Below are 18,982 nucleotides of genomic sequence, written 5' to 3'. Positions count from 1 at the left end.
TGCAGCCCTTTTGTTTGAGTGATTCCGTTCTTAGTCGCCCAGGGTGCCGTGCCACGCGGCATCGATGATGCACGCATAGGCAGCAGGAACATCCTGCACCGGGAATGCTTTCGCCAGGCGCGTCACCGCCAGTGCATCGCGTGTCAGATCACCCAGATGTTCACGACCGACACCAAAAGCCTGCAGCGTGGTCGGGATACCGAGTTCGCCGATCAGATCACGTATCACCACCGGCACCTGACGCACTGCCGCGACCGGATCTTTGGTGTCTATGCCGAACAAACGCGCCACTTCGAGCAACTCAGTCGCACGCTCTGTGCGCAAGGCATCCAGCACATACGGCAGCATTACGGCATTGGTACTGCCATGCGTGGCATGCGTGAGGCCGGCTACAGCATAGGCGATACCGTGCACCGCATTCAAACCCGCACCGCCGTATGACAGCGCGGCATAGTGACTGGCGTAAGCCATGCCTATGCGCGCTTCGGTATCTGCGCCATCTTTATACGTACGCATCAGGAAGCGTGCGCACAGGTCTATCGCTTCACGTGCAAACAACATGGTCAGCGACGAGCGCCCGCTGTAGCCGGGATCTACCTGGCCACCACGATCAAACTCGGCCGAGTCGAGCGTCAGGTAAGACTCGACCGCATGGGTCAGTGCATCGATGCCGGAATCAGCCGTCACACGCGGCGGACAAGTGTAGGTAAATTCAGGATCAATCAGCGCGATCACCGGACGCAGGACGTTATCCATCACCGCGACTTTGGTCGCATTTGACGGATCGATCAGGATCGCACCCGGCGTCGCTTCCGAGCCGGTACCTGCGGTGGTTGGCAGAGCGATCAGCGGCAAGGCTTTCGGCGCGGCAGGCAGGGCGCCAATGAAATTCTTCACCGGCAAGCCATCCGGTATGGTGACGCACAGGGCTTTGGCCAGATCGATATTGCTGCCGCCACCGAGTGCGATGATGTGATCCGGTTGCTGCGCACCGATTTGCGCGCGTATCAGTTTGGTCGCATCGTCACACAATGTCGTAGTCGGATCGGCTGCGCCGCCGTCAAACACGATGGTGCTGATGCCCAGCGCTTCAGCGGCGGCGATGTATTCCCGCACCCACGGTGTTTGCTTGCTGAAAAAGGTATCCGTTACCAGCACACCGGATTGATAGCCGAGACGTTCCAGCAAGGCAGGTAATTGCGCACGACTGCCGCAACCGAGTACGACCCGTGCAGGCGGACAAAAATGGATAACATCATTACTTCTCATGGGAACTCCGCAGGGTTGGAATATCAGATAAAAAAGCACGCATTTCGTCGGCAACGCGCGCCGTGTTTTGCGTCAATATGCTGTGCATCGCATGTTCTATCGTGCACAGACGGGCTTGCGGCAAACCCTGTTCCAGCAATTGCGCATGCGCATAGGGTGAATCTTCATCATCGCTGCCGTGCACAATCAGCACCGGCAAGTCCATCTCCGGCAGCAGCGACCGCTGATCGCTGCGGCTGATGCTTTGCCAGGTCCAGGCTACCGCATCACGATCCGCCGCGTCGCGCAAACCAAGGCGCTGCTCGCGTGCGGTAATTTCTTCCAGCAGGGCGCCGTGCTCCGTTGCATGGAACCAGCTGGTCTGTTGCAGCACCGGGCTGCCCGACATCAGGATCAGCGCCTGCGGCAAGGGCACGCCCTGTTTGCGCAACAAATCCATGGTCGCCAGCGTGACCGAAACGCCCATGCTCCAGCCCGCCAGCACGTAGCGCGGCGTCGTCACGTAGCAAGTGATTACTTTCGCGATTTCGGCGGCAAATGCTTCAAGGCTGTAATCGTCGCTGCCATGGCCGCGAAAAGCCTGGGCCCGGCCGCGCAGATTTGGCAGAACCCAGCGCACCTGTTCGCCCAGCGCCTCGGTCAATGCCTGCCAACTGGCGCGCGTGCCCTGGATGCCATGCACCGCGACTATTGTTATGCCGCCGCCACCGCGGCAAACCACGTCCATCACCTCTCCTTGCGCAGTTTTTGCCTGCTTTCGCGGCACATTTCCCTGTGCATTTACTTGTTCCACTGCAAGCTTATTGAAATTGTTCATACTAGCCATATATAAGATGAATTACAGTAGGCAAAACGACTTTTTAAAACCATAATTGCAGACATGTACAAAGCGCTGCATCTTTCATCCAGACTGACCACAACCATTTGATCGCCCCATGACAGCTACTAAAAAAGCGCCACGCAAATCAGGTGCAACAAAAACTGCGAAGCAGGCAAAAATGCCCTCTCCTCAATCTGCGATACAAGACATGGCCGAACCCAAGGTAAAGCTGACCGATATCGCTTACGAGCAAATCGAAGAAGCCATCATCACCCTGCGCATACCGCCGGGCTCCGTGATCTCCGAACTGACCTTGAGCGAAATGCTCAACATCGGTCGCACGCCGATCCGGGAAGCCATCCAGCGCCTGGCCCGTGAACATTTGCTGCTGGTCTTGCCGCAACGTGGTTTGCTGGTTCCCGAGATTGATCTCAGGAAGCAACTCAAACTGCTGGAAACCCGCCGCGAAGTGGAGCGCCTGATCTGCAAGAGTGCTGCCCGTCGTGCGCTGCCGGAAGAACGTGAACGCTTTGCCCGCCTGCACGATGAATTCGTTCATGCCGCCGCGACCGACGACGACGTTGCCTTCCTGCGCTCCGACCGCGAGTTCAACGAACTGTCGCTGGTTGCAGCACGCAATGAATTTGCCGAGGGTGCGATGCGTCTGATGCATGGTCTGTCACGTCGCTTCTGGTATTTCCACTATAAGCAGGCTGCCGATGTACCTGAAATGGCACGTCTGCATGCCGCGGTCGCTGGTGCCATCGCCAAAGGTGATGTGAATGCAGCTGGTGAAACCCTGGACCTGCTGCTGGATAACATCGAAACCTTTACCAAAGCCACGCTGATGTCTGACATGTAATGACTAGACCTTTTCCCGCAACGCCGCTGATGCAAGTGCGACGATGCGGAAAACAGTGCAAAAAGCGCCGGGCATAGACCCGGCGTTTTTTATGTTCAGAGTACGAGACCGCGATCTATGCTCGCTTCTTCTTCCTTGGTCAGCTGCGGGCCGTCCAGCGTCACGCGGGAATCGTCGTAACGGAAGCGTTTGATGATGGGCTTGAGCTCTTCCTTGATGTGCTCTTCGCTGTAGCCATTGAACAGGTGGCCGATCAGACCGCGGTCCAGATCAGTGCTGCCCATTACCCAGTCGGCAATCGGGAAGGTCAGGTTCATGTTGTACTTCATCATGATGCCCTGATTGTGATGCGCAGTATGGTGGCGGCGTATCGTGTTGATGAAGGGCATATTGCGAACGAACCAGTTTTCGTGCACGTGGCAGCAATAGTGGAAAGTTTCATAAATCAGATATTGCGCCACCATCGTGATGAACAGGATGTAACCGGCATTCGTATTAATCAGCACCGACGCCAGATAACCCAGAGTCAGACCGCCCACACCCAGCGTAATCAATACGCGCCACGGGAAGAACACGATACGGAATTCACGCGTGGTATCGATGGTCGCTTCATTGTCGGTGAAGTACTGATGATGCTGACGGGTGTGACGATCATAGATCGCGCGCAATGCAAAGACGTCTATCTTGCGATGCATGACGAAGCGATGCATCGCCCATTCGACAAAATTCCCTGCCAAAAACACCGGGATGACGATCAGCCATTCCCAGCCTGAATTCTGTAACTGCGATACGCAGTACCAGATAGCCGCAATCCCGGTCGCATACATCACACCTATGTGCAGCAAGCCGTTGTACAGCGGGCTGATGTCCGCCTTGTATTCTTCGCGGAATTTCCGCTGGCGTTCACTCATCATGATAAATCTCCTGAAGTAGATGAATTATTCTTATTGTGTATGACTGACATATTAGTAGTATCCGAAAGCGCTGTCAAGCGCGCTTTTGGGATTCTGTTGGCGCGGCGGCTTTTACCTGCTAATGTGCAATTGCATGGTCAATATGCAAACAAGAAACATAAGAGACAGGCAGTGCTGGTGCGCTTTTCCGCAGCTAATGGCCTGAATGGGGCTGGCAGGGGATAAGGTCTGGCTACGCCAAAAAAACAACAGATTCCATACAGAAACCAGGTCAGCTTCTTACACCAAAAGCCATTGGAGACTTGCCATGCTTGAACTCATTTCAGACCCACAAATCTGGTTGGCCTTCATCACCCTCACCGCACTGGAATTGGTGCTGGGTATAGACAACATCATTTTTATTTCCATCCTGGTCGACAAGTTGCCGGTCGAGCGCCGCGAATTTGCCCGCAAACTGGGGCTCTTCATCGCCATGTTCATGCGCATAGGCTTGCTGATGGTGCTGGCCTGGATAGTCGGCCTGACCGCACCGTTGTTTACCGTGCTGGGACAGGAAATATCAGGACGAGACCTGATACTGATAGGCGGCGGGCTATTCCTGATATGGAAGAGTACCGGCGAGATCCATCAATCGCTGGAAGGTGAGGAAGGGCATGCATCCAGCGCGGTGAAGGCAACCTTCACTGCCGTCATCCTGCAAATCATGGTGGTGGATATGGTGTTTTCGCTGGACTCCATCATCACCGCAGTCGGCATGGTGGATCAGATCGAAGTGATGGTGGCAGCGGTGATCGTCTCGGTCGCGCTGATGATGCTGTTTGCCGGACCGATCGGCCGCTTCGTCTCGCGTCACCCATCGATCAAGATACTGGCGCTGGCTTTCCTGGTTGCGATTGGCGTGGTGCTGATAGCCGAAGGTTTCGACCACCACATCCCGAAAGCCTATATCTATAGCGCGATGGGCTTCGCCCTGGTGGTAGAGATGATCAATATCCGCATGCGTTCACGCACCGCCAAACCGGTGCATCTGCATGCGCAGTATGCGAACGACGAAACTACGCCTGACAATAAGTAAGGAAGAATATGGTGTGACTGCAGCTCAACTGTGGTCACACCATCACTGGCTCAGGCCAGCTTGCGCATCGCGAGGATGGCTTCGTGATCGGTCATGAAAATGTGATCATCACCCAGCGCCTTGATCCAGCCCGCATGATCCAGCACATCCCACACCTGCTTCTTGATATTCGATGCATACAGTTCTATACCCAGTCCCTGCAAGGTAATCTGCAGGGACTCCAGGGTTTCAACGCCGGTCGCGTCTATATCATTGACCGCACCCACACATAGCAGCACCCGGCGGATATCGTGATCGTTACCGCATTGCGTCACGACAAAACGCTCCAGAGAAGAACCTGTCAGGAAGTTAAGTGCAGCATCTATGCGCACCGCCAGTACGCCCGGTGCCAGTCGTGGCAAATCGAAGCGCTGGCTATCGCGCAAAGTACCGTCGCCATGCTCGCTGACTTCAATAATGCGCGGCTGCATATGGCGATACAGATACGACACCATGGTCAGCGTAATCCCGGCGACCACGCCCCAGTGCAGGCGCGGCATCGAAATAATCGTGACAACGAAAGTGACGATGGCAATCGCCGCATCATCCCGCGAAATCATGAACAGACGCTTGAACGCAGAGAAATCAAACAAGCCAAATACCGGGATGATAATCAGCGCCGCCAATACTGAGCGCGGCAGGTAGTACAACAGATCCGCCAGGAACAGCAGGCTGAATAGCACGCACAGGGCGCTGAACAAAGTAGACCAGGCACTGGTTGCACCTGCATACAGATTCAGTGCCGAACGTGAAAAAGAACCGCTGACGGGGAAGGCACCACTCAGGCCGCTGGCCGCCTTGGCCAAACCCTGGCCTATCAATTCCTGGTTTTCATCCCAGCGTTCACGACGTTTGCGCGCCAGCACGCGGCAGCTCGACATCGCTTCGGTAAAACTGATCAACGCCAGTACCAGTGCCGCCGACCACAACTCACGATGATGCTCGAACGGGATCGCGGCAGGCAGGGCCAGTGGCGGCAAACCCTTGTCGATATCCCCGACGATAGCCGCACCGGTCGCGGCATAGCCGACCAGCCAGCTCAGGAAAGTACCGAGTATGGTCACCAGCAAAATTCCGGGGAAACGCGGGAATAAACGCTTGATAACAACCAGCAAGATCAGCGTGCCGAAACCGAAGGCACTCGTCATCAGCATGATGGATGGTGCGTCGATGACACGCTGTACCACCTTGCCGATATCAGCCACGAATAAATCCGGTACGCCTATCAGCGCAGGCAGTTGCGACATCATGATGATGATGGCGGCCGCATTGATAAAACCGATGATCACTGGCTGCGACACCAGATTGGACAAGCGCCCGAGGCGGAACGCGCCCAGCATGAACTGGATCACACCGGTATATATAGAGAGCCAGATCGCCAGCGTCACCCACTGCATGCTGGCCGGAGCCGCCATCGGCGACAGCGAGCCAAACACCAGCAAGCTGGTGAGCGCCGCCGGCCCCACCGCCAGCAAGGCGGACGAACCCCACAAAATCCCGATGACGCTAGGCAACAGAGCTGCATACAAACCCGTCGCGGCAGGCATCCCGGCCAGTGTCGCATACGCCACCGCCTGCGGAATCAACACCAGACCGACACTGATACCCGCCCAGGCATCGCTTTTCAGCGAAGCAACAGTCGGCCGTGGCCAGTTCAGGAAAGGGAAAAACCGCTTGATATCGAATGCACTCATGGAATCGAAAGGCCAGGCTGGGGATACAGAAAGGCATAGTTTACTCGCATTGCATTTGCCCCAGTGCAAAGCTGTGCAGCAACTTTTTACGCCTGCTTACCGCCACAGCGGTGCGAGCGTACAATGAGGCGATGGACATCACCCTAGCCGACCTCGAACAAGCCATTAATCACTGGCGCCACCGACGTCCCTCCACCGGGGAAGAGCGCGCCTTGTCGCCTGAGGTCAACATCCTCGCCAAGCTCTATGCACTGATGATCTTCCATCAGCAAAAGAGCATCGCGATGGATACCATAGACCCGGCGGCGCGCCAGTTAGTCGAGGCCTGGCAGCAACAACTGACGACTTGAATTACGACGCCATATGCCGTGCCTGCCGACGCGGAAGACTCGATAAGGCTTCCCCCTGCAACACGGCTTGCTTTTCTTCCTTGACGGCCTGCTTGTGCACGGCCTGCGTCTTGAGCTTGGTATTGGCCTGACCGGCGTAGTCGCTGCGCACGACTTCCGCCGCCGCTTCTTCGTCCATGCCTTCCAGCACCAGCCATTGCCGCACCAGTACCGCCAGGCGCTCCAACGCAATCCGGTTGGTCGCATCGGTAGTCGAGTAGAGCCAGTTCGATAGACGCATGAAGTTCGCGAACGGGGTCTCTCGCAGGATGAGCGGCAAGGTATGCGCGAAGCGGCCGGAGTTGGCGATCAGATCCCAGTAGCGCGCGAAGCGCACCAGCTGCTGCATTTCATTAAAATCTATGCGGTCCGTCGCGAGAATGGTGTAAGGCGGGTACGGATCGAATACCAGGCCGTATTCCTGCGTATGACGGATGATAGGCGTACCGCGCAAACGCTTCAGGATACCGAACTGAATTTCATGCGGACCCAGTTCCAGCAAGCGATCAAAGCCACGCGCAAAACTGGCCACATCTTCACCCGGCAAACCCGCGATCAGATCAACGTGCAAATGCGCGTGTGAGTTCTCGCAGAGCCAGCGGATATTCTCGGCGGCTTTTTCATTATTCTGTTTACGGCTGACTAAAGTCTGCACTTCAGGATTGAAACTCTGGATGCCGATTTCAAACTGCAAGGTACCGGCCGGGAATTTTTTGATGCCTTCTTTTAAGGCGTCGGGCAAATGATCGGGCACCACTTCAAAGTGTGCATAGACCGGATCTTCCGGATGCGCTTCCAGCTTGTCGAGGAAGAACTGCATGATCTTCAGGCTGGATTTGATATTCAGGTTGAAGGTGCGATCGACGAATTTGAACAGGCGTGCACCACGTGCATGCAGCGTTTCCAGTTCACCGAGGAATAAATCGAGATCGTAAGGCCAGGCGGTCTTGTCCAGTGCCGACAGACAAAACTCGCATTTGAACGGGCAGCCGCGCGACGCTTCCACATACAACGTGCGGTTCTTGATGTCTTCATCTGAATACAGGCTGTAAGGCATGGTCAGCTCGGCCAGCGGCGGCTGCACGCCTGCGTGTGTCTTCATCAGCGGCTTCGGACCGTGCAGTATCTGTTTGCATACTTGCGGGAAGGTGACGTCGCCCCAGCCGGTAATCAGATAATCGGCCAGTTGCACGATGGTTTGCTCGGACGACTCGTACGATACTTCCGGCCCACCCAGCACGATCACCACTTCCGGTGCCACACGTTTGAGCAGGGCAACCAGTTTGGTGGTTTCTTCCACATTCCAGATATAGACGCCAAAGCCGATGATACGCGGCTTGCTTTGCAGCAGCTTCTCCGCCATATCGGTGGTACGCGCGCCGATCACGAATTCCTGGATGTGCGTGACGTCCTGCAAGTCGCCCATGTTCGCCAGCAGATAGCGCAAACCGAGGGATGCATGCGTGTAACGGGCGTTCAGCGTGGAAAGCAGTATGGTCATGAGGCGAGAACAACGACGAAACGGCCATTTTACGCCGCTATAGTGGAAACCAACGCGGATTTGGTATAACTGGCAACATGGGACTCATATAATGAGCCATATCCTCACAAAAGCACCTTCACTGATTCATGACACCATTCCCGCTCATACACCGCTACCTCGCTATTGCTTTGTTATGCGTCGCAGCAACAGCCCAGGCCGGATCAAGCATCTCCGAAGTCAGCGACACCGCCTGCAACACCATGCGCCAGCAAGGCGTGATGCAAAAAGATGCGCCGCTTAGCTGCGCGCAATTGCGCATCGTGCATTTCTCTTACCTCGACTTCGACGGCAAGCTGCGCAACGACGGCGAGATCATGGTGCTGGCTGCGGTGGCCGAACATGTGCAGGCGATATTCGATACGCTGCTGCAACGCAAATTCGCCATCGCCCGCGCGCGTCTGATGGATCACTATCGCGGTGACGATGTCGCGTCCATGCGCGACAACAATACCTCGGCCTTCAACGACAGACGCATCACCAATGGCAAGACACCATCGCTGCATGCCTATGGCGTCGCCATCGATATCAATCCGCTGCAGAATCCCTACATCCAGTTTGAAGCCGACGGCAAAGCGCTGTACAGCCCACCCGGTGGCAGCAAGTATGCAAACCGTCTTGCCGTGCGCCCCGGCAAGGCTGCGCGGCCGGGCATGGCGGAAGAAGTGGTGGATGTCTTTGCCGAACACGGCTTCCTGGGTTGGGGCGGCAACTGGGATGCGCCCATCGACTACCAGCACTTCCAGGTCAACCGCGCACTGGCCTTGCGCATGATCAGCTTGCCAGTGCCTGAAGCGCGCAGCGTGTTCCATGCTTATGTCGAACGCTATCGCCAGTGTGTACTGGGCGGTAAAGAACAGAACCGCGCAAGCGTGCAGGCCAGCTGTGCAACTTCGGTCGAACGCAACGGTCAATAATCAAACACAGTCTGCATGGAAAGCTTGACTGAGCGACACAGTGAGTGTGTACTCTCCGTTAAGCGCAAGCAAAAATAAAAACCAAACAGCCCCAATTTCGGAGACTTTATACATGCTGATCAACTGCGTCGTCTATCAGGACGGCAATAAACTATCCGACATCCCGATAGAAGAAATCAGCGATTACCTGAAACGCCCGGATTGCTTCGTCTGGGTCGCACTGAAAGATGCAGATCCGGCCGAGCTGGAGAAGATGCAAGAGGAATTCAACCTGCACGAACTCGCCGTCGAAGATGCACGCAACGGCCATCAGCGTCCGAAAATAGAAGAGTATGCCGACTCGCTGTTTACAGTTGTGAAGACTGCAGAAATGGTGGATGGCGAATTGCATATAGGCGAGATCGATATCTTTACCGGCAAGAACTATGTGCTGTCGGTACGCAATCGCAGCAATCAGGGTTTCCTCGGCGTGCGTGCACGCTGCGAGCAGGAACCGGAGCAATTGCGTAAAGGCTCGGCCTTCGTCCTGTATGCGTTGATGGATGCGGTCGTTGACCGCTACTTCCCGGTAGTGGAAAGCCTGGAAGCGGAACTGGAAACCATCGAAGGCAAGATTTTCGAAAAAGGACTGGCGCGCCTGAACATCGAACGTTTATACGACCTGAAACGCCAGGTCGTGATGCTCAAGCACGTAGTCGCACCGCTGATGGAAGCGGTCGGCAAACTCTCCGGCGGACGCGTACCGGCACTGTGCGAAAGCACACGTGATTACTTCCGTGACGTCGGCGATCATCTGTACCGCATCAATGCGCTGACCGATGCGATCCGCGATACGGTCGCCACCGCGATTCAGGTTAACCTGTCGATGGTGACGATTGAAGAGAGCGAAGTGAACAAGCGGCTCGCAGCATGGGCCGCTATCTTTGCGGTAGCCACAGCCTTCTTCGGCTTATGGGGCATGAACTTCAAGTTCATGCCGGAACTGGACTGGAAGTACGGCTACCCGGCCTCGGTCTTACTGGTGGTCGGCGTCTGCGGCTATCTGTATTACCGCTTCAAGAAATCCGGCTGGTTATAAGTATCACCCGCCGGATCAATATTTAAAACGTGGTACCGCGGCTGACGCCGTCCAGCATGCTGAGTGCGACGGCTTCGGCCACGCGTATGCCATCTATTGCGGCTGACATAATGCCACCTGCATAACCGGCGCCTTCACCTGCCGGGAACAGACCACGCGTGTTCAGGCTTTGCAGGTCATCGTCATTGCGCTTGATGCGGATAGGCGATGAGGTGCGCGTTTCGATACCGGTCAATACTGCATCCGCCATCGAGAAACCTTTGATCTGCTTGTCAAAAGCAGGCAGGGCTTCACGTATCGCCGCAATCGCATAGTCGGGCAGCGACGGATTCAGGTCGCCGAGTTTGACGCCCGGCTTATAGGAAGGCAATACCGAACCGAAGGCCGTCGATGGACGATTCGCAATGAAGTCGCCGACCAGCTGGCCCGGCGCATCGTAGTTGCTGCCGCCGAGTTCATAAGCACGTGATTCCCACTGCCGCTGAAACTCCATACCAGCCAACGCATGACCCGGATAATCGGCTGGCGTGATGCCGACCACGATACCGGCGTTCGCATTGCGTTCGTTGCGCGAGTACTGGCTCATGCCATTGGTCACGACCCGACCCGGCTCGGATGTCGCCGCCACCACAGTACCGCCCGGACACATGCAGAAGCTGTACACCGAGCGACCATTGCTGGCGTGATGCACCAGTTTGTAATCGGCGGCGCCGAGGAGTTCATTGCCGGCATTCGGGCCGAAGCGGCAGCGATCAATCAATGATTGCGGATGCTCGATGCGGAAGCCCATCGAGAAGGGTTTCGGTTCGATATAGATGCCACGTGCATGCAGCATCTGGAAAGTATCGCGTGCGCTATGGCCGATGGCCAGCACGATATGGTCTGTTGCGATGTGCGTACCATCCGCCAGTTTCAGGCCGCGCACCTGGCCGTTTTCGACTTCGATATCATCTACCTTGCTCTCGAAACGGAATTCGCCGCCCAACTCTTCAATAGACGCACGCATCAGTTCCACCATCTTCACCAGACGGAAGGTGCCGATGTGCGGCTTGCTGACGTACATGATCTCTTCCGGTGCATCGGCTTTGACAAACTCGGTCAACACCTTGCGACCATAGTGTTTGGGATCCTTGACCTGGCTCCACAGCTTGCCGTCCGAGAAAGTCCCGGCACCGCCTTCGCCAAACTGCACATTCGATTCCGGATGCAGTTCGCGCTTGCGCCACAGGCCGAAGGTATCTTTGGTTCGTTCGCGTACAGCTTTACCGCGCTCCAGGATGATGGGGTTAAAGCCCATCTGCGCCAGGATCAGTCCGGCAAAGATACCGCAGGGACCGGTGCCGATGACGACCGGACGCGTTTTAAGACCAGCCGGCGCCTGCGCCACGAAGTGGTAACTGGTATCCGGAGTGAGTCCTACATGGCGATTGCCAGCCAGGCGCTTTTGTACCTTGGCTGCATTCTTTACTTCCACATCCAGCGTATAGACGAGTGTGATCGCGCTCTTTTTACGCGCGTCATAGCCACGACGAAATATCGTGTAGGCAATCAAATCATCTGCAGCAATACCCAGGCGCGCGAGGATCGCGGCCTTAAGATCTTCTTCTTGATGGTCGAGTGGGAGTTGAACGTCGGTCAATCGCAACATGCTTGTTTCCAGCCAGGCCCTGTAAAAAACTGTGCTGCCGCCAGGGTCGTGTCGGTCGGCAGCGCGCTATTTTACTCCAGCTAGGCCATGCGACCATGCTGCATATCGGCGGTATTGCGCCGCACACATGCGATGCCGGATAAGCAATTCCGGGATGATCCAGCCTTATTTAACAATCTTTTGCCTTCCTGCCCGATGCCAGCAGACGGCCGATATTCGTGCCTGACACGCGCACATTCTCCTATGACACGACCTGCCGCCAGCCACAAATAAACCCGGCTCTGCCCCGATTCCCGCGTCAGATATGGCCTCCGGCATTGTTGACGCATGGAAACTAATTGTTTATGGTGGGTGTGCAAGGCTGCAGCGGCTAGCATGGTCTTGTGGCAATCGCTCTACATCCATTAAGAATCGACGTTAAAAACTAGACGTTCACAGAACGCTTAACAGAGACCGCAAGGAGGATGCACATGGCCACACTCAGCACGCAATCCGCCATTCCCAGTCATGGCGAATCACTCGAATACCTGGCTTTCACGCTAGGCAAGGAAGAGTACGGCGTTTCCATACAAAAGGTGCAGGAACTGCGCGGCTACGACGCCGTCACGCAGATTGCCAATGCTCCCGAGTTCATCAAGGGAGTCGTCAATCTGCGCGGCATCATCGTGCCCATCATCGATATGCGCATCAAGTTCAATCTCGGCACCCCGACCTACGACCAGTTCACGGTTGTCGTCATTCTCAATATCAACAATCGTGTCGTTGGCATGGTGGTCGATAGCGTGTCCGACGTCATCACGCTGACAACGGAGCAAATCAAACCGGCACCGGAAATGGGCGGCGCAGTCGACACCAATTATCTGGTCGGCCTCGGCACCGTCGATGAGCGCATGCTGATCCTGGTTGATATCGACCGCCTGATGTCCAGCAATGAAATGGGCCTGATCCAGCAACACGCGGCCTAAGCCAGCCTGCCTTTACTCCTTGTCCGTCCGTGAGGATGGGCGTGCGCCCGTGCACGCCTTATCGGCAACTTTTCTTCCACTCCTGTCACATATCACTTGTCTGAGAGCGTCATGTTGAAGAATCTAACCATCAAATCCCTGCTGCTGTCCGTCATGGGCATTCTTGCCGCTCTGCTGGTCGGTACCGGCCTGCTTGGCCTGAGTTCCCTGTCCGCCACCAACAATGCGCTGAAAAGCGTGTACGAAGACCGCACCACAGCGCTGGGTGAATTGAACACCGTCATCACCTTGCTGACCATCAATCAGCTCGATCTCGCGACATCCATTTATGGCGATCCGAATCTGGTGCTGCCCAAGATGGATGCCATCGAGAAACGCGCCAAGAAAATAGAAAGCACCTTCGCCGCCTACGCACAAACCGAGGCCACTGCGGATGAAAAAGCACTTACGGAAAAATTCCGCGCTGATTACAAAACGTTTGTCGATAAGGCACTGACGCCGGCTATCGCTGCATCGCGCGGCGGCAACGTTCTGCGTGTCACCGAGATCGTGAATGAAACGATGGAAGGCCTGATCACGCCAGTGCGCAATGACGTCTCCGCGCTGATCGATATCCAGTTGCAGGAAGCCAGACATGAGTTCGAAGCTTCGCAGACGCGCTTTACGTTTGTCCGCAGTATTTCCATCGCCGCGATTATCGTCGGCGTTGTACTGGCCGCCTTCATGGCGTTCTGGCTGCTGCGCCTGATCGTGCGGCCATTGCGTGAAGCCGTCAGCGTCGCACGCAGCGTGGCCGCTGGCGACCTGACACAGCAAATCCAGGTACGCTCCGGCAATGAAACCGGACAATTGCTGCAAGCCATCAAGGATATGAACGACAGCCTGGCGCAAACCGTCGGCGCGGTACGGCACGGCACGGAAACCATAGCGCTGGCATCCGGCGAAATCGCATCCGGCAATGCCGACCTCTCCAGCCGCACCGAAGCACAGGCCGGCTCGCTGGAAGAAACCGCAAGTTCGATGGAAGAACTGACTTCAACCGTACGCCAGAATGCCGACAATGCACGCCAGGCGAATCAGCTGGCTGCATCTGCCTCCGAAGTCGCACTCAAAGGCGGCGTCGTGGTATCCGAAGTCGTACATACCATGGGTTCCATCCAGGATAGCTCGCGCAAAATCGTCGACATCATAGGTGTCATCGACGGCATTGCCTTCCAGACCAACATCCTGGCGCTCAATGCTGCGGTCGAAGCAGCCCGCGCCGGTGAACAGGGCCGCGGCTTCGCGGTCGTTGCAGCCGAAGTACGCAATCTGGCGCAACGTTCCGCCGCTGCCGCGAAGGAAATCAAAACCCTGATCGGCGATTCAGTTGATAAAGTCAAAGCAGGCAGCAAGCAGGTGAGCGAGGCCGGCGCAACAATGGATGAGATCGTCAGCAGCGTCAGGCGCGTGACCGACATCATGGCCGAGATCACCGCCGCCAGCCAGGAACAGACTTCCGGCATCGAGCAGATCAACCAGGCCATTGCGCAAATGGATGAGATGACGCAGCAGAACGCCGCGCTGGTTGAGCAGGCCGCTGCTGCTGCCGCTTCCTTGCAACAACAGGCAGGCGGATTGTCGCAAGTGGTCGGCACGTTCAAGTTAAGTGGCGGCTATAGCCAGCCTGACGATGCTCGTCATTACACTGCTGAGCCACCAGCACACATCGCCGGCAAACCCGTCCGCAAGGCGCTGCCTGTAAATAGCGCCGACAGCAGCGGCGCCAGACCACAGAAGGCAATCGCTACTGATCGCGGTAGCGGCGACTGGGAAGAATTCTAGTCCACACATGACAACAAGGTGGCGCGTGCCGGAGGCGCTGCCTTTTTTCTTTTCGCACGTCCTGTCATACCCCTGTCATCAAAGTGTTTTTACACTGACACCGATGTGGATGTGCATGCACTCTGTCGCGTATCTGCACTAATCTTCCGATAAAGCTATCCACTCAATTGTTCTTGCACGCGTATTGATAGACAATAGCGCGCGTAGCAAGTGGAACGCTTCTTGCAGATTGTTGTCGGACTCAAGCAAGCCTGAAAAACTCATCCCTTTAGATTCAACATGACCAAATTGAGCAAGACCCCAACTGCGGCATCATCAGAAAAACCTGCATTCCTCGTCAGAAATTCACCGGTACACGGCCGCGGCGTTTTCGCGACACGCAATATCAAGGCTGATTCGATGCTGCTGGAGTACGAAGGCGAGCGCATCAGCGACAAGGAAGCCCTCAAGCGTCACAGCACCGATCCGGAAAATCCGTACCACACCTTTTTCTTCAGCCTCGAAAGCGGAAAAATGATCGATGGTGGTGCAGACGGCAGCGACGCGCGCTGGATCAATCATGCTTGCGAGCCAAACTGCGAAGCACGCGAAGAAAAAGGACGCGTCTATATCTACACGCTGCGCGATATCAAACGCGGTGAAGAATTCAATTACGACTACGGCCTGATCGTGGAAGATCGTCAGACCAAGGCATTGAAAAAAGCTTATGAATGTCGTTGTGGCGCTGAAAGCTGCCGCGGCACGATGCTGGCACCGAAAGAGAAAAAAGCATCGAAGAAGAAAAAGAAGAGCAAAAAGAAAGACAAATAAAAAACGGAGCGCTGAGCTCCGTTTTTTATTCCTGCCTTCGCGTATTAGCTGAAGTACTTCAGACCGGCGATACCGGAAACAATCAGCATGATGCAGAGTATGCGCACCACGGTGACTGCATCACCCAGCAGAATCATGCCGAGAATGACGGTGCCGACGGTACCGATACCGGTCCAGACCGCATACGCAGTTCCTACTGGCAGCGTTTTCATCGCCACGCCGAGCAAGGCGACACTGATCACCATCGCCAGTACCGTACCGACAGTAGGCCAGAGCCGGGTAAAACCCTCGGTGTATTTCAGGCCGATCGCCCAGCCGATTTCAAACAAACCCGCAATAATCAGAATAGTCCAAGACATAGTGCTGCTTCCTATAGTGTCGAGGCCGTCCTCAATTGATGGTGGAGCGGTGGGGTCGTCCCCACTTCCTTGTACTTCACGGCCCGGCACATAGTGCGATGTGGCGATACCGACAACAATGCATAACGCTGCATCGCTTTGCATCAGCCTGCGGATATTAGCAAAGATTTTGCAAGTGCACCGAAGGCGAAAAATGCGTTTCAGCTGGTGAAATGATGTCGGGCTGACATATCTATGAGGCTTTTTGTACGCGGAAGGTGACAAAGATAAAGACAGTATGTGAGCAGTTACTGTGATTTAGAGACAGGCTGTAAGGGACTTTTACGGCAAAAAGTTGCCATATATGAAAATTCTATAACTGATATCAGAAAAGGAAAGTGGCCTGCAGGCGCGCCCATCCCTATACTTCAGTTGTCTCCTCTATGTCTCCTCCTTTGATATAGATTTAGCCCGCCACCTGCGCGGGCTTTTTTTTGCCCAAGAATAAGCGATCTGCCAACTTCTCGCCACTTCTTGCAGCACTTTACTGACATATCAAAACAGCCATTTTCATAGATATTCGCATTGTGAATATCGGATATCAGAAAAGGAAAGTGGCCTGCAAGCGCGCCCATCCATATACTTCAGTTGTCTCCTCTATGTCTCCTCCTTTGATATAGATTCAGCCCGCCTTCTTTGAGCGGGCTTTTTTTTGCCTGTCGCTCGCACAGCCGCGCCAGGCCTGGCTTACACCTTATTTCTTCCCCTTGTAGCAAAAGCAGTCGACCGTATGATCGTTGACCATGCCTATGGCCTGCATATATGCATACATAATTGTCGACCCGACAAATTTGAAGCCGCGTTTGGCCAGGTCTTTGGACAATTGATCCGATAACTCCGTCTTTACCGGCGCATCCTTGATGGTTGCCCAACGGTTTTTGATCGGCTTGCCACCCACGTATGCCCACAGATAGGGATCCAGGCCGCCGACCTCATCGCGCAGACGCAGATAAGCTCTGGCATTACCTATGGTGGCAGCGACCTTGAGCTTGTTGCGGATGATGCCGGGATTGGCCAGCAATTCCGCAACTTTCTTGTCACCATAGCGCGCGATTTTCTCTGCATCCCACTGGTCAAAGGCGGCGCGATAACTTTCACGCTTGTTCAGCACGGTCAGCCAGCTCAGACCAGCTTGCGCACCTTCGAGATTCAGCATCTCAAACAAGCGCGTTTCGTCATGGCAGGGCACGCCCCACTCTTCGTCGTGATAAGCCACATAAAGCGGACTATCGAGATTGACCCAGCTGCAACGTGTACGTGTCATGATTGCGTCCTATAGCTTGTGATGAACTTGATGTCAGACGCGCATTATCGCTGATAGCGTCTAATTGATTAAATCGGCACATACACTTGAGAAAATTCCATCCATGATCAAGAATGGCGCCTTCGCCGCTGCAAGCAATTGCAAAAGCCGTGCTTCATCCGACACCTGACCCCATGGACACAGCCGCTTACCCTTTGATCTGCCACACCATTTCCTTGCTTAAAGGAAGTGCAGATGCATGAGCTGCAGAAATATACGGTCGCTGTCATAGGCGGCGGCCCGGCCGGACTGATGGCGGCAGAAGTGCTGATCGCGCAGGGCGTACAGGTTGATCTGTACGATGCGATGCCCTCGGTAGGACGCAAGTTCCTGCTGGCAGGCAAAGGCGGGATGAACCTGACGCACACCGAAGCCGAACCTGCCTTCGTCGCGCGCTACGGCGCCCGCGCCACGCAACTCGCACCCATGCTGCAAGACTTCAACCCGGATGCTTTACGCGCATGGGTACATGAGCTGGGCATCCCCACCTTCGTCGGCAGTTCCGGACGCGTGTTCCCGACCGATATGAAAGCTGCGCCTTTATTGCGTGCCTGGCTCAAACGCCTGCGTGATGCAGGCGTACGTTTCCATATGCGGCACCGCTGGCTGGGCTGGGATGAAGCTGGACAATTGCGCTTCAGGACACCGGAGCAGGAATTACACGTCCAGCCTGATGCGATAGTGCTGGCACTGGGCGGCGGCAGCTGGGCCCGTCTCGGCTCTGATGGCAAATGGTTAGCGATGCTGGAACAGCAGGGCATACACAGCGCACCGCTGCAGGCAGCAAATTGCGGCTTCGAAGTTACGTGGAGTGCCCACTTCCGCGAGCGCTATGCGGGTGAGCCTGTCAAACCCGTGATCGCCGCTTATACCGACCAGCAAGGCCAGCAGCAACAAAGACAGGGCGAGTTCGTCATCAGCGATACCGGCGTGGAGGGCAGTTTGATCTATGCCTTGTCGTCGGCGCTGCGCGAACAAATCAACGCCAGCGGCAGCGCCACGCTCACACTCGACCTCGCACCCGGCAAGTCAGCGGAACGCGTACTCGAAGAAGTATCGCATCCGCGTGGTTCACGTTCGATGGCCAGCCATTTGCAAAGCAAGGTCGGCATCGCTGGTGTAAAGGCTGGATTGCTGCATGAATATCTGACTAAGGAAGAATACACACAGCCGGACAAACTGGCGGCAGCGATCAAGGCCTTGCCGCTGCGCCTGCAGGCAGCGCGCCCAATCGATGAAGCCATCAGCAGCGCCGGTGGCGTATTGTTTGAAACGCTGGATGCGCAATTGATGGCACGCAGCAAGCCGGGCGTTTTTTGCGCGGGTGAAATGCTGGACTGGGAAGCGCCGACCGGCGGTTATCTGCTGACCGCCTGTTTCGCCAGCGGTCGCACTGCAGGCCTGGGCGTGCTGGCCTGGCTACGCGCACAAGCCTGA

At 55.7% G+C, this 18,982-nt stretch carries 17 protein-coding genes; 9 read left to right on the top strand and 8 right to left on the bottom strand.

Features of this window, described 5'->3' with window-relative positions; translation table 11 throughout:
• Window positions 1–30: 30 nt before the first annotated feature.
• On the bottom strand, window positions 31–1,269 hold the full coding sequence (locus DBR37_RS03755; protein ID WP_124572989.1) for an iron-containing alcohol dehydrogenase: 1,239 nt from the start codon (window positions 1,267–1,269) through the stop codon (window positions 31–33).
• Window positions 1,259–1,996, bottom strand: a complete 738-nt coding sequence (locus DBR37_RS03750) for an alpha/beta fold hydrolase (RefSeq protein WP_124572987.1) — start codon at window positions 1,994–1,996, stop codon at window positions 1,259–1,261. The genes DBR37_RS03755 and DBR37_RS03750 overlap by 11 nt, the downstream gene beginning before the upstream one ends.
• Before the next feature lie 271 nt (window positions 1,997–2,267).
• Between DBR37_RS03750 and DBR37_RS03745 the strand changes: the two genes are divergently transcribed.
• Complete coding sequence (locus tag DBR37_RS03745) at window positions 2,268–2,951, top strand: GntR family transcriptional regulator (protein WP_124572985.1); 684 nt, start codon at window positions 2,268–2,270, stop codon at window positions 2,949–2,951.
• 95 nt (window positions 2,952–3,046) lie between these two features.
• On the opposite strand, the gene DBR37_RS03740 is transcribed toward DBR37_RS03745, so the two are convergent.
• Window positions 3,047–3,865 (bottom strand): sterol desaturase family protein, encoded by an 819-nt coding sequence (locus DBR37_RS03740; protein WP_124572983.1) that lies wholly within the window; start codon window positions 3,863–3,865, stop codon window positions 3,047–3,049.
• Window positions 3,866–4,172: 307 nt separating this feature from the next.
• Here DBR37_RS03740 and DBR37_RS03735 point away from each other — a divergent pair, with 307 nt between their 5' ends.
• Window positions 4,173–4,940: a TerC family protein gene (locus tag DBR37_RS03735; RefSeq protein ID WP_124572982.1), complete on the top strand. Its 768-nt coding sequence runs from the start codon at window positions 4,173–4,175 to the stop codon at window positions 4,938–4,940.
• Window positions 4,941–4,990: 50 nt separating this feature from the next.
• On the opposite strand, the gene DBR37_RS03730 is transcribed toward DBR37_RS03735, so the two are convergent.
• The gene (locus DBR37_RS03730; RefSeq protein ID WP_124572981.1) at window positions 4,991–6,673 is read right to left on the bottom strand and encodes a SulP family inorganic anion transporter; all 1,683 of its coding nucleotides are present in this window, start codon (window positions 6,671–6,673) and stop codon (window positions 4,991–4,993) included.
• A gap of 131 nt (window positions 6,674–6,804) precedes the next feature.
• Here DBR37_RS03730 and DBR37_RS03725 point away from each other — a divergent pair, with 131 nt between their 5' ends.
• A complete protein-coding gene (locus tag DBR37_RS03725; RefSeq protein WP_124572979.1) occupies window positions 6,805–7,023 on the top strand; it encodes a DUF3717 domain-containing protein in 219 nt (72 codons plus the stop codon).
• A 1-nt stretch (window position 7,024) separates the two neighbouring features.
• Here the strand turns inward: DBR37_RS03725 and DBR37_RS03720 are convergent, their stop codons facing one another.
• The gene (locus DBR37_RS03720) at window positions 7,025–8,563 is read right to left on the bottom strand and encodes a B12-binding domain-containing radical SAM protein (RefSeq protein WP_124572977.1); all 1,539 of its coding nucleotides are present in this window, start codon (window positions 8,561–8,563) and stop codon (window positions 7,025–7,027) included.
• Between the two features lie 128 nt (window positions 8,564–8,691).
• Here DBR37_RS03720 and DBR37_RS03715 point away from each other — a divergent pair, with 128 nt between their 5' ends.
• On the top strand, window positions 8,692–9,519 hold the full coding sequence (locus tag DBR37_RS03715) for a M15 family metallopeptidase (protein ID WP_233588266.1): 828 nt from the start codon (window positions 8,692–8,694) through the stop codon (window positions 9,517–9,519).
• 112 nt (window positions 9,520–9,631) lie between these two features.
• On the top strand, window positions 9,632–10,597 hold the full coding sequence (gene corA / locus DBR37_RS03710) for a magnesium/cobalt transporter CorA (protein WP_124572975.1): 966 nt from the start codon (window positions 9,632–9,634) through the stop codon (window positions 10,595–10,597).
• Window positions 10,598–10,619: 22 nt separating this feature from the next.
• On the opposite strand, the gene DBR37_RS03705 is transcribed toward corA, so the two are convergent.
• Complete coding sequence (locus DBR37_RS03705; RefSeq protein ID WP_124572974.1) at window positions 10,620–12,245, bottom strand: NAD(P)/FAD-dependent oxidoreductase; 1,626 nt, start codon at window positions 12,243–12,245, stop codon at window positions 10,620–10,622.
• A 470-nt stretch (window positions 12,246–12,715) separates the two neighbouring features.
• On the opposite strand from DBR37_RS03705, the gene DBR37_RS03700 reads away from it, so the two are divergent.
• The 3 genes from DBR37_RS03700 to DBR37_RS03690 all read left to right on the top strand — a co-directional run bounded on the left by DBR37_RS03700 (window position 12,716) and on the right by DBR37_RS03690 (window position 15,844).
• Window positions 12,716–13,210 carry a chemotaxis protein CheW gene (locus DBR37_RS03700; protein ID WP_124572972.1) on the top strand — a complete coding sequence of 165 codons (495 nt, stop codon included), beginning with the start codon at window positions 12,716–12,718 and terminating at the stop codon, window positions 13,208–13,210.
• Window positions 13,211–13,321: 111 nt separating this feature from the next.
• Window positions 13,322–15,034, top strand: coding sequence for a methyl-accepting chemotaxis protein (locus DBR37_RS03695; protein WP_124572970.1), 1,713 nt, complete (start codon window positions 13,322–13,324; stop codon window positions 15,032–15,034).
• A 279-nt stretch (window positions 15,035–15,313) separates the two neighbouring features.
• Window positions 15,314–15,844, top strand: a complete 531-nt coding sequence (locus DBR37_RS03690; RefSeq protein WP_124572968.1) for an SET domain-containing protein — start codon at window positions 15,314–15,316, stop codon at window positions 15,842–15,844.
• A 44-nt stretch (window positions 15,845–15,888) separates the two neighbouring features.
• Here the strand turns inward: DBR37_RS03690 and sugE are convergent, their stop codons facing one another.
• Together sugE and DBR37_RS03680 are read right to left on the bottom strand one after the other, a co-directional pair.
• Window positions 15,889–16,203 (bottom strand): quaternary ammonium compound efflux SMR transporter SugE, encoded by a 315-nt coding sequence (gene sugE / locus DBR37_RS03685; RefSeq protein WP_124572966.1) that lies wholly within the window; start codon window positions 16,201–16,203, stop codon window positions 15,889–15,891.
• Between the two features lie 733 nt (window positions 16,204–16,936).
• The gene (locus tag DBR37_RS03680; protein WP_124572964.1) at window positions 16,937–17,506 is read right to left on the bottom strand and encodes a DNA-3-methyladenine glycosylase I; all 570 of its coding nucleotides are present in this window, start codon (window positions 17,504–17,506) and stop codon (window positions 16,937–16,939) included.
• Between the two features lie 234 nt (window positions 17,507–17,740).
• On the opposite strand from DBR37_RS03680, the gene DBR37_RS03675 reads away from it, so the two are divergent.
• Complete coding sequence (locus tag DBR37_RS03675) at window positions 17,741–18,982, top strand: TIGR03862 family flavoprotein (RefSeq protein ID WP_124572962.1); 1,242 nt, start codon at window positions 17,741–17,743, stop codon at window positions 18,980–18,982.

The sequence above is a fragment of the Herminiimonas sp. KBW02 genome, assembly GCF_003852535.1.
In the GTDB taxonomy this organism is placed as follows: Bacteria; Pseudomonadota; Gammaproteobacteria; order Burkholderiales; family Burkholderiaceae_D; genus Oxalicibacterium.
Note: the sequence above shows the minus strand (reverse complement) of the source record. Positions and strands in the feature narration are given on the sequence as shown.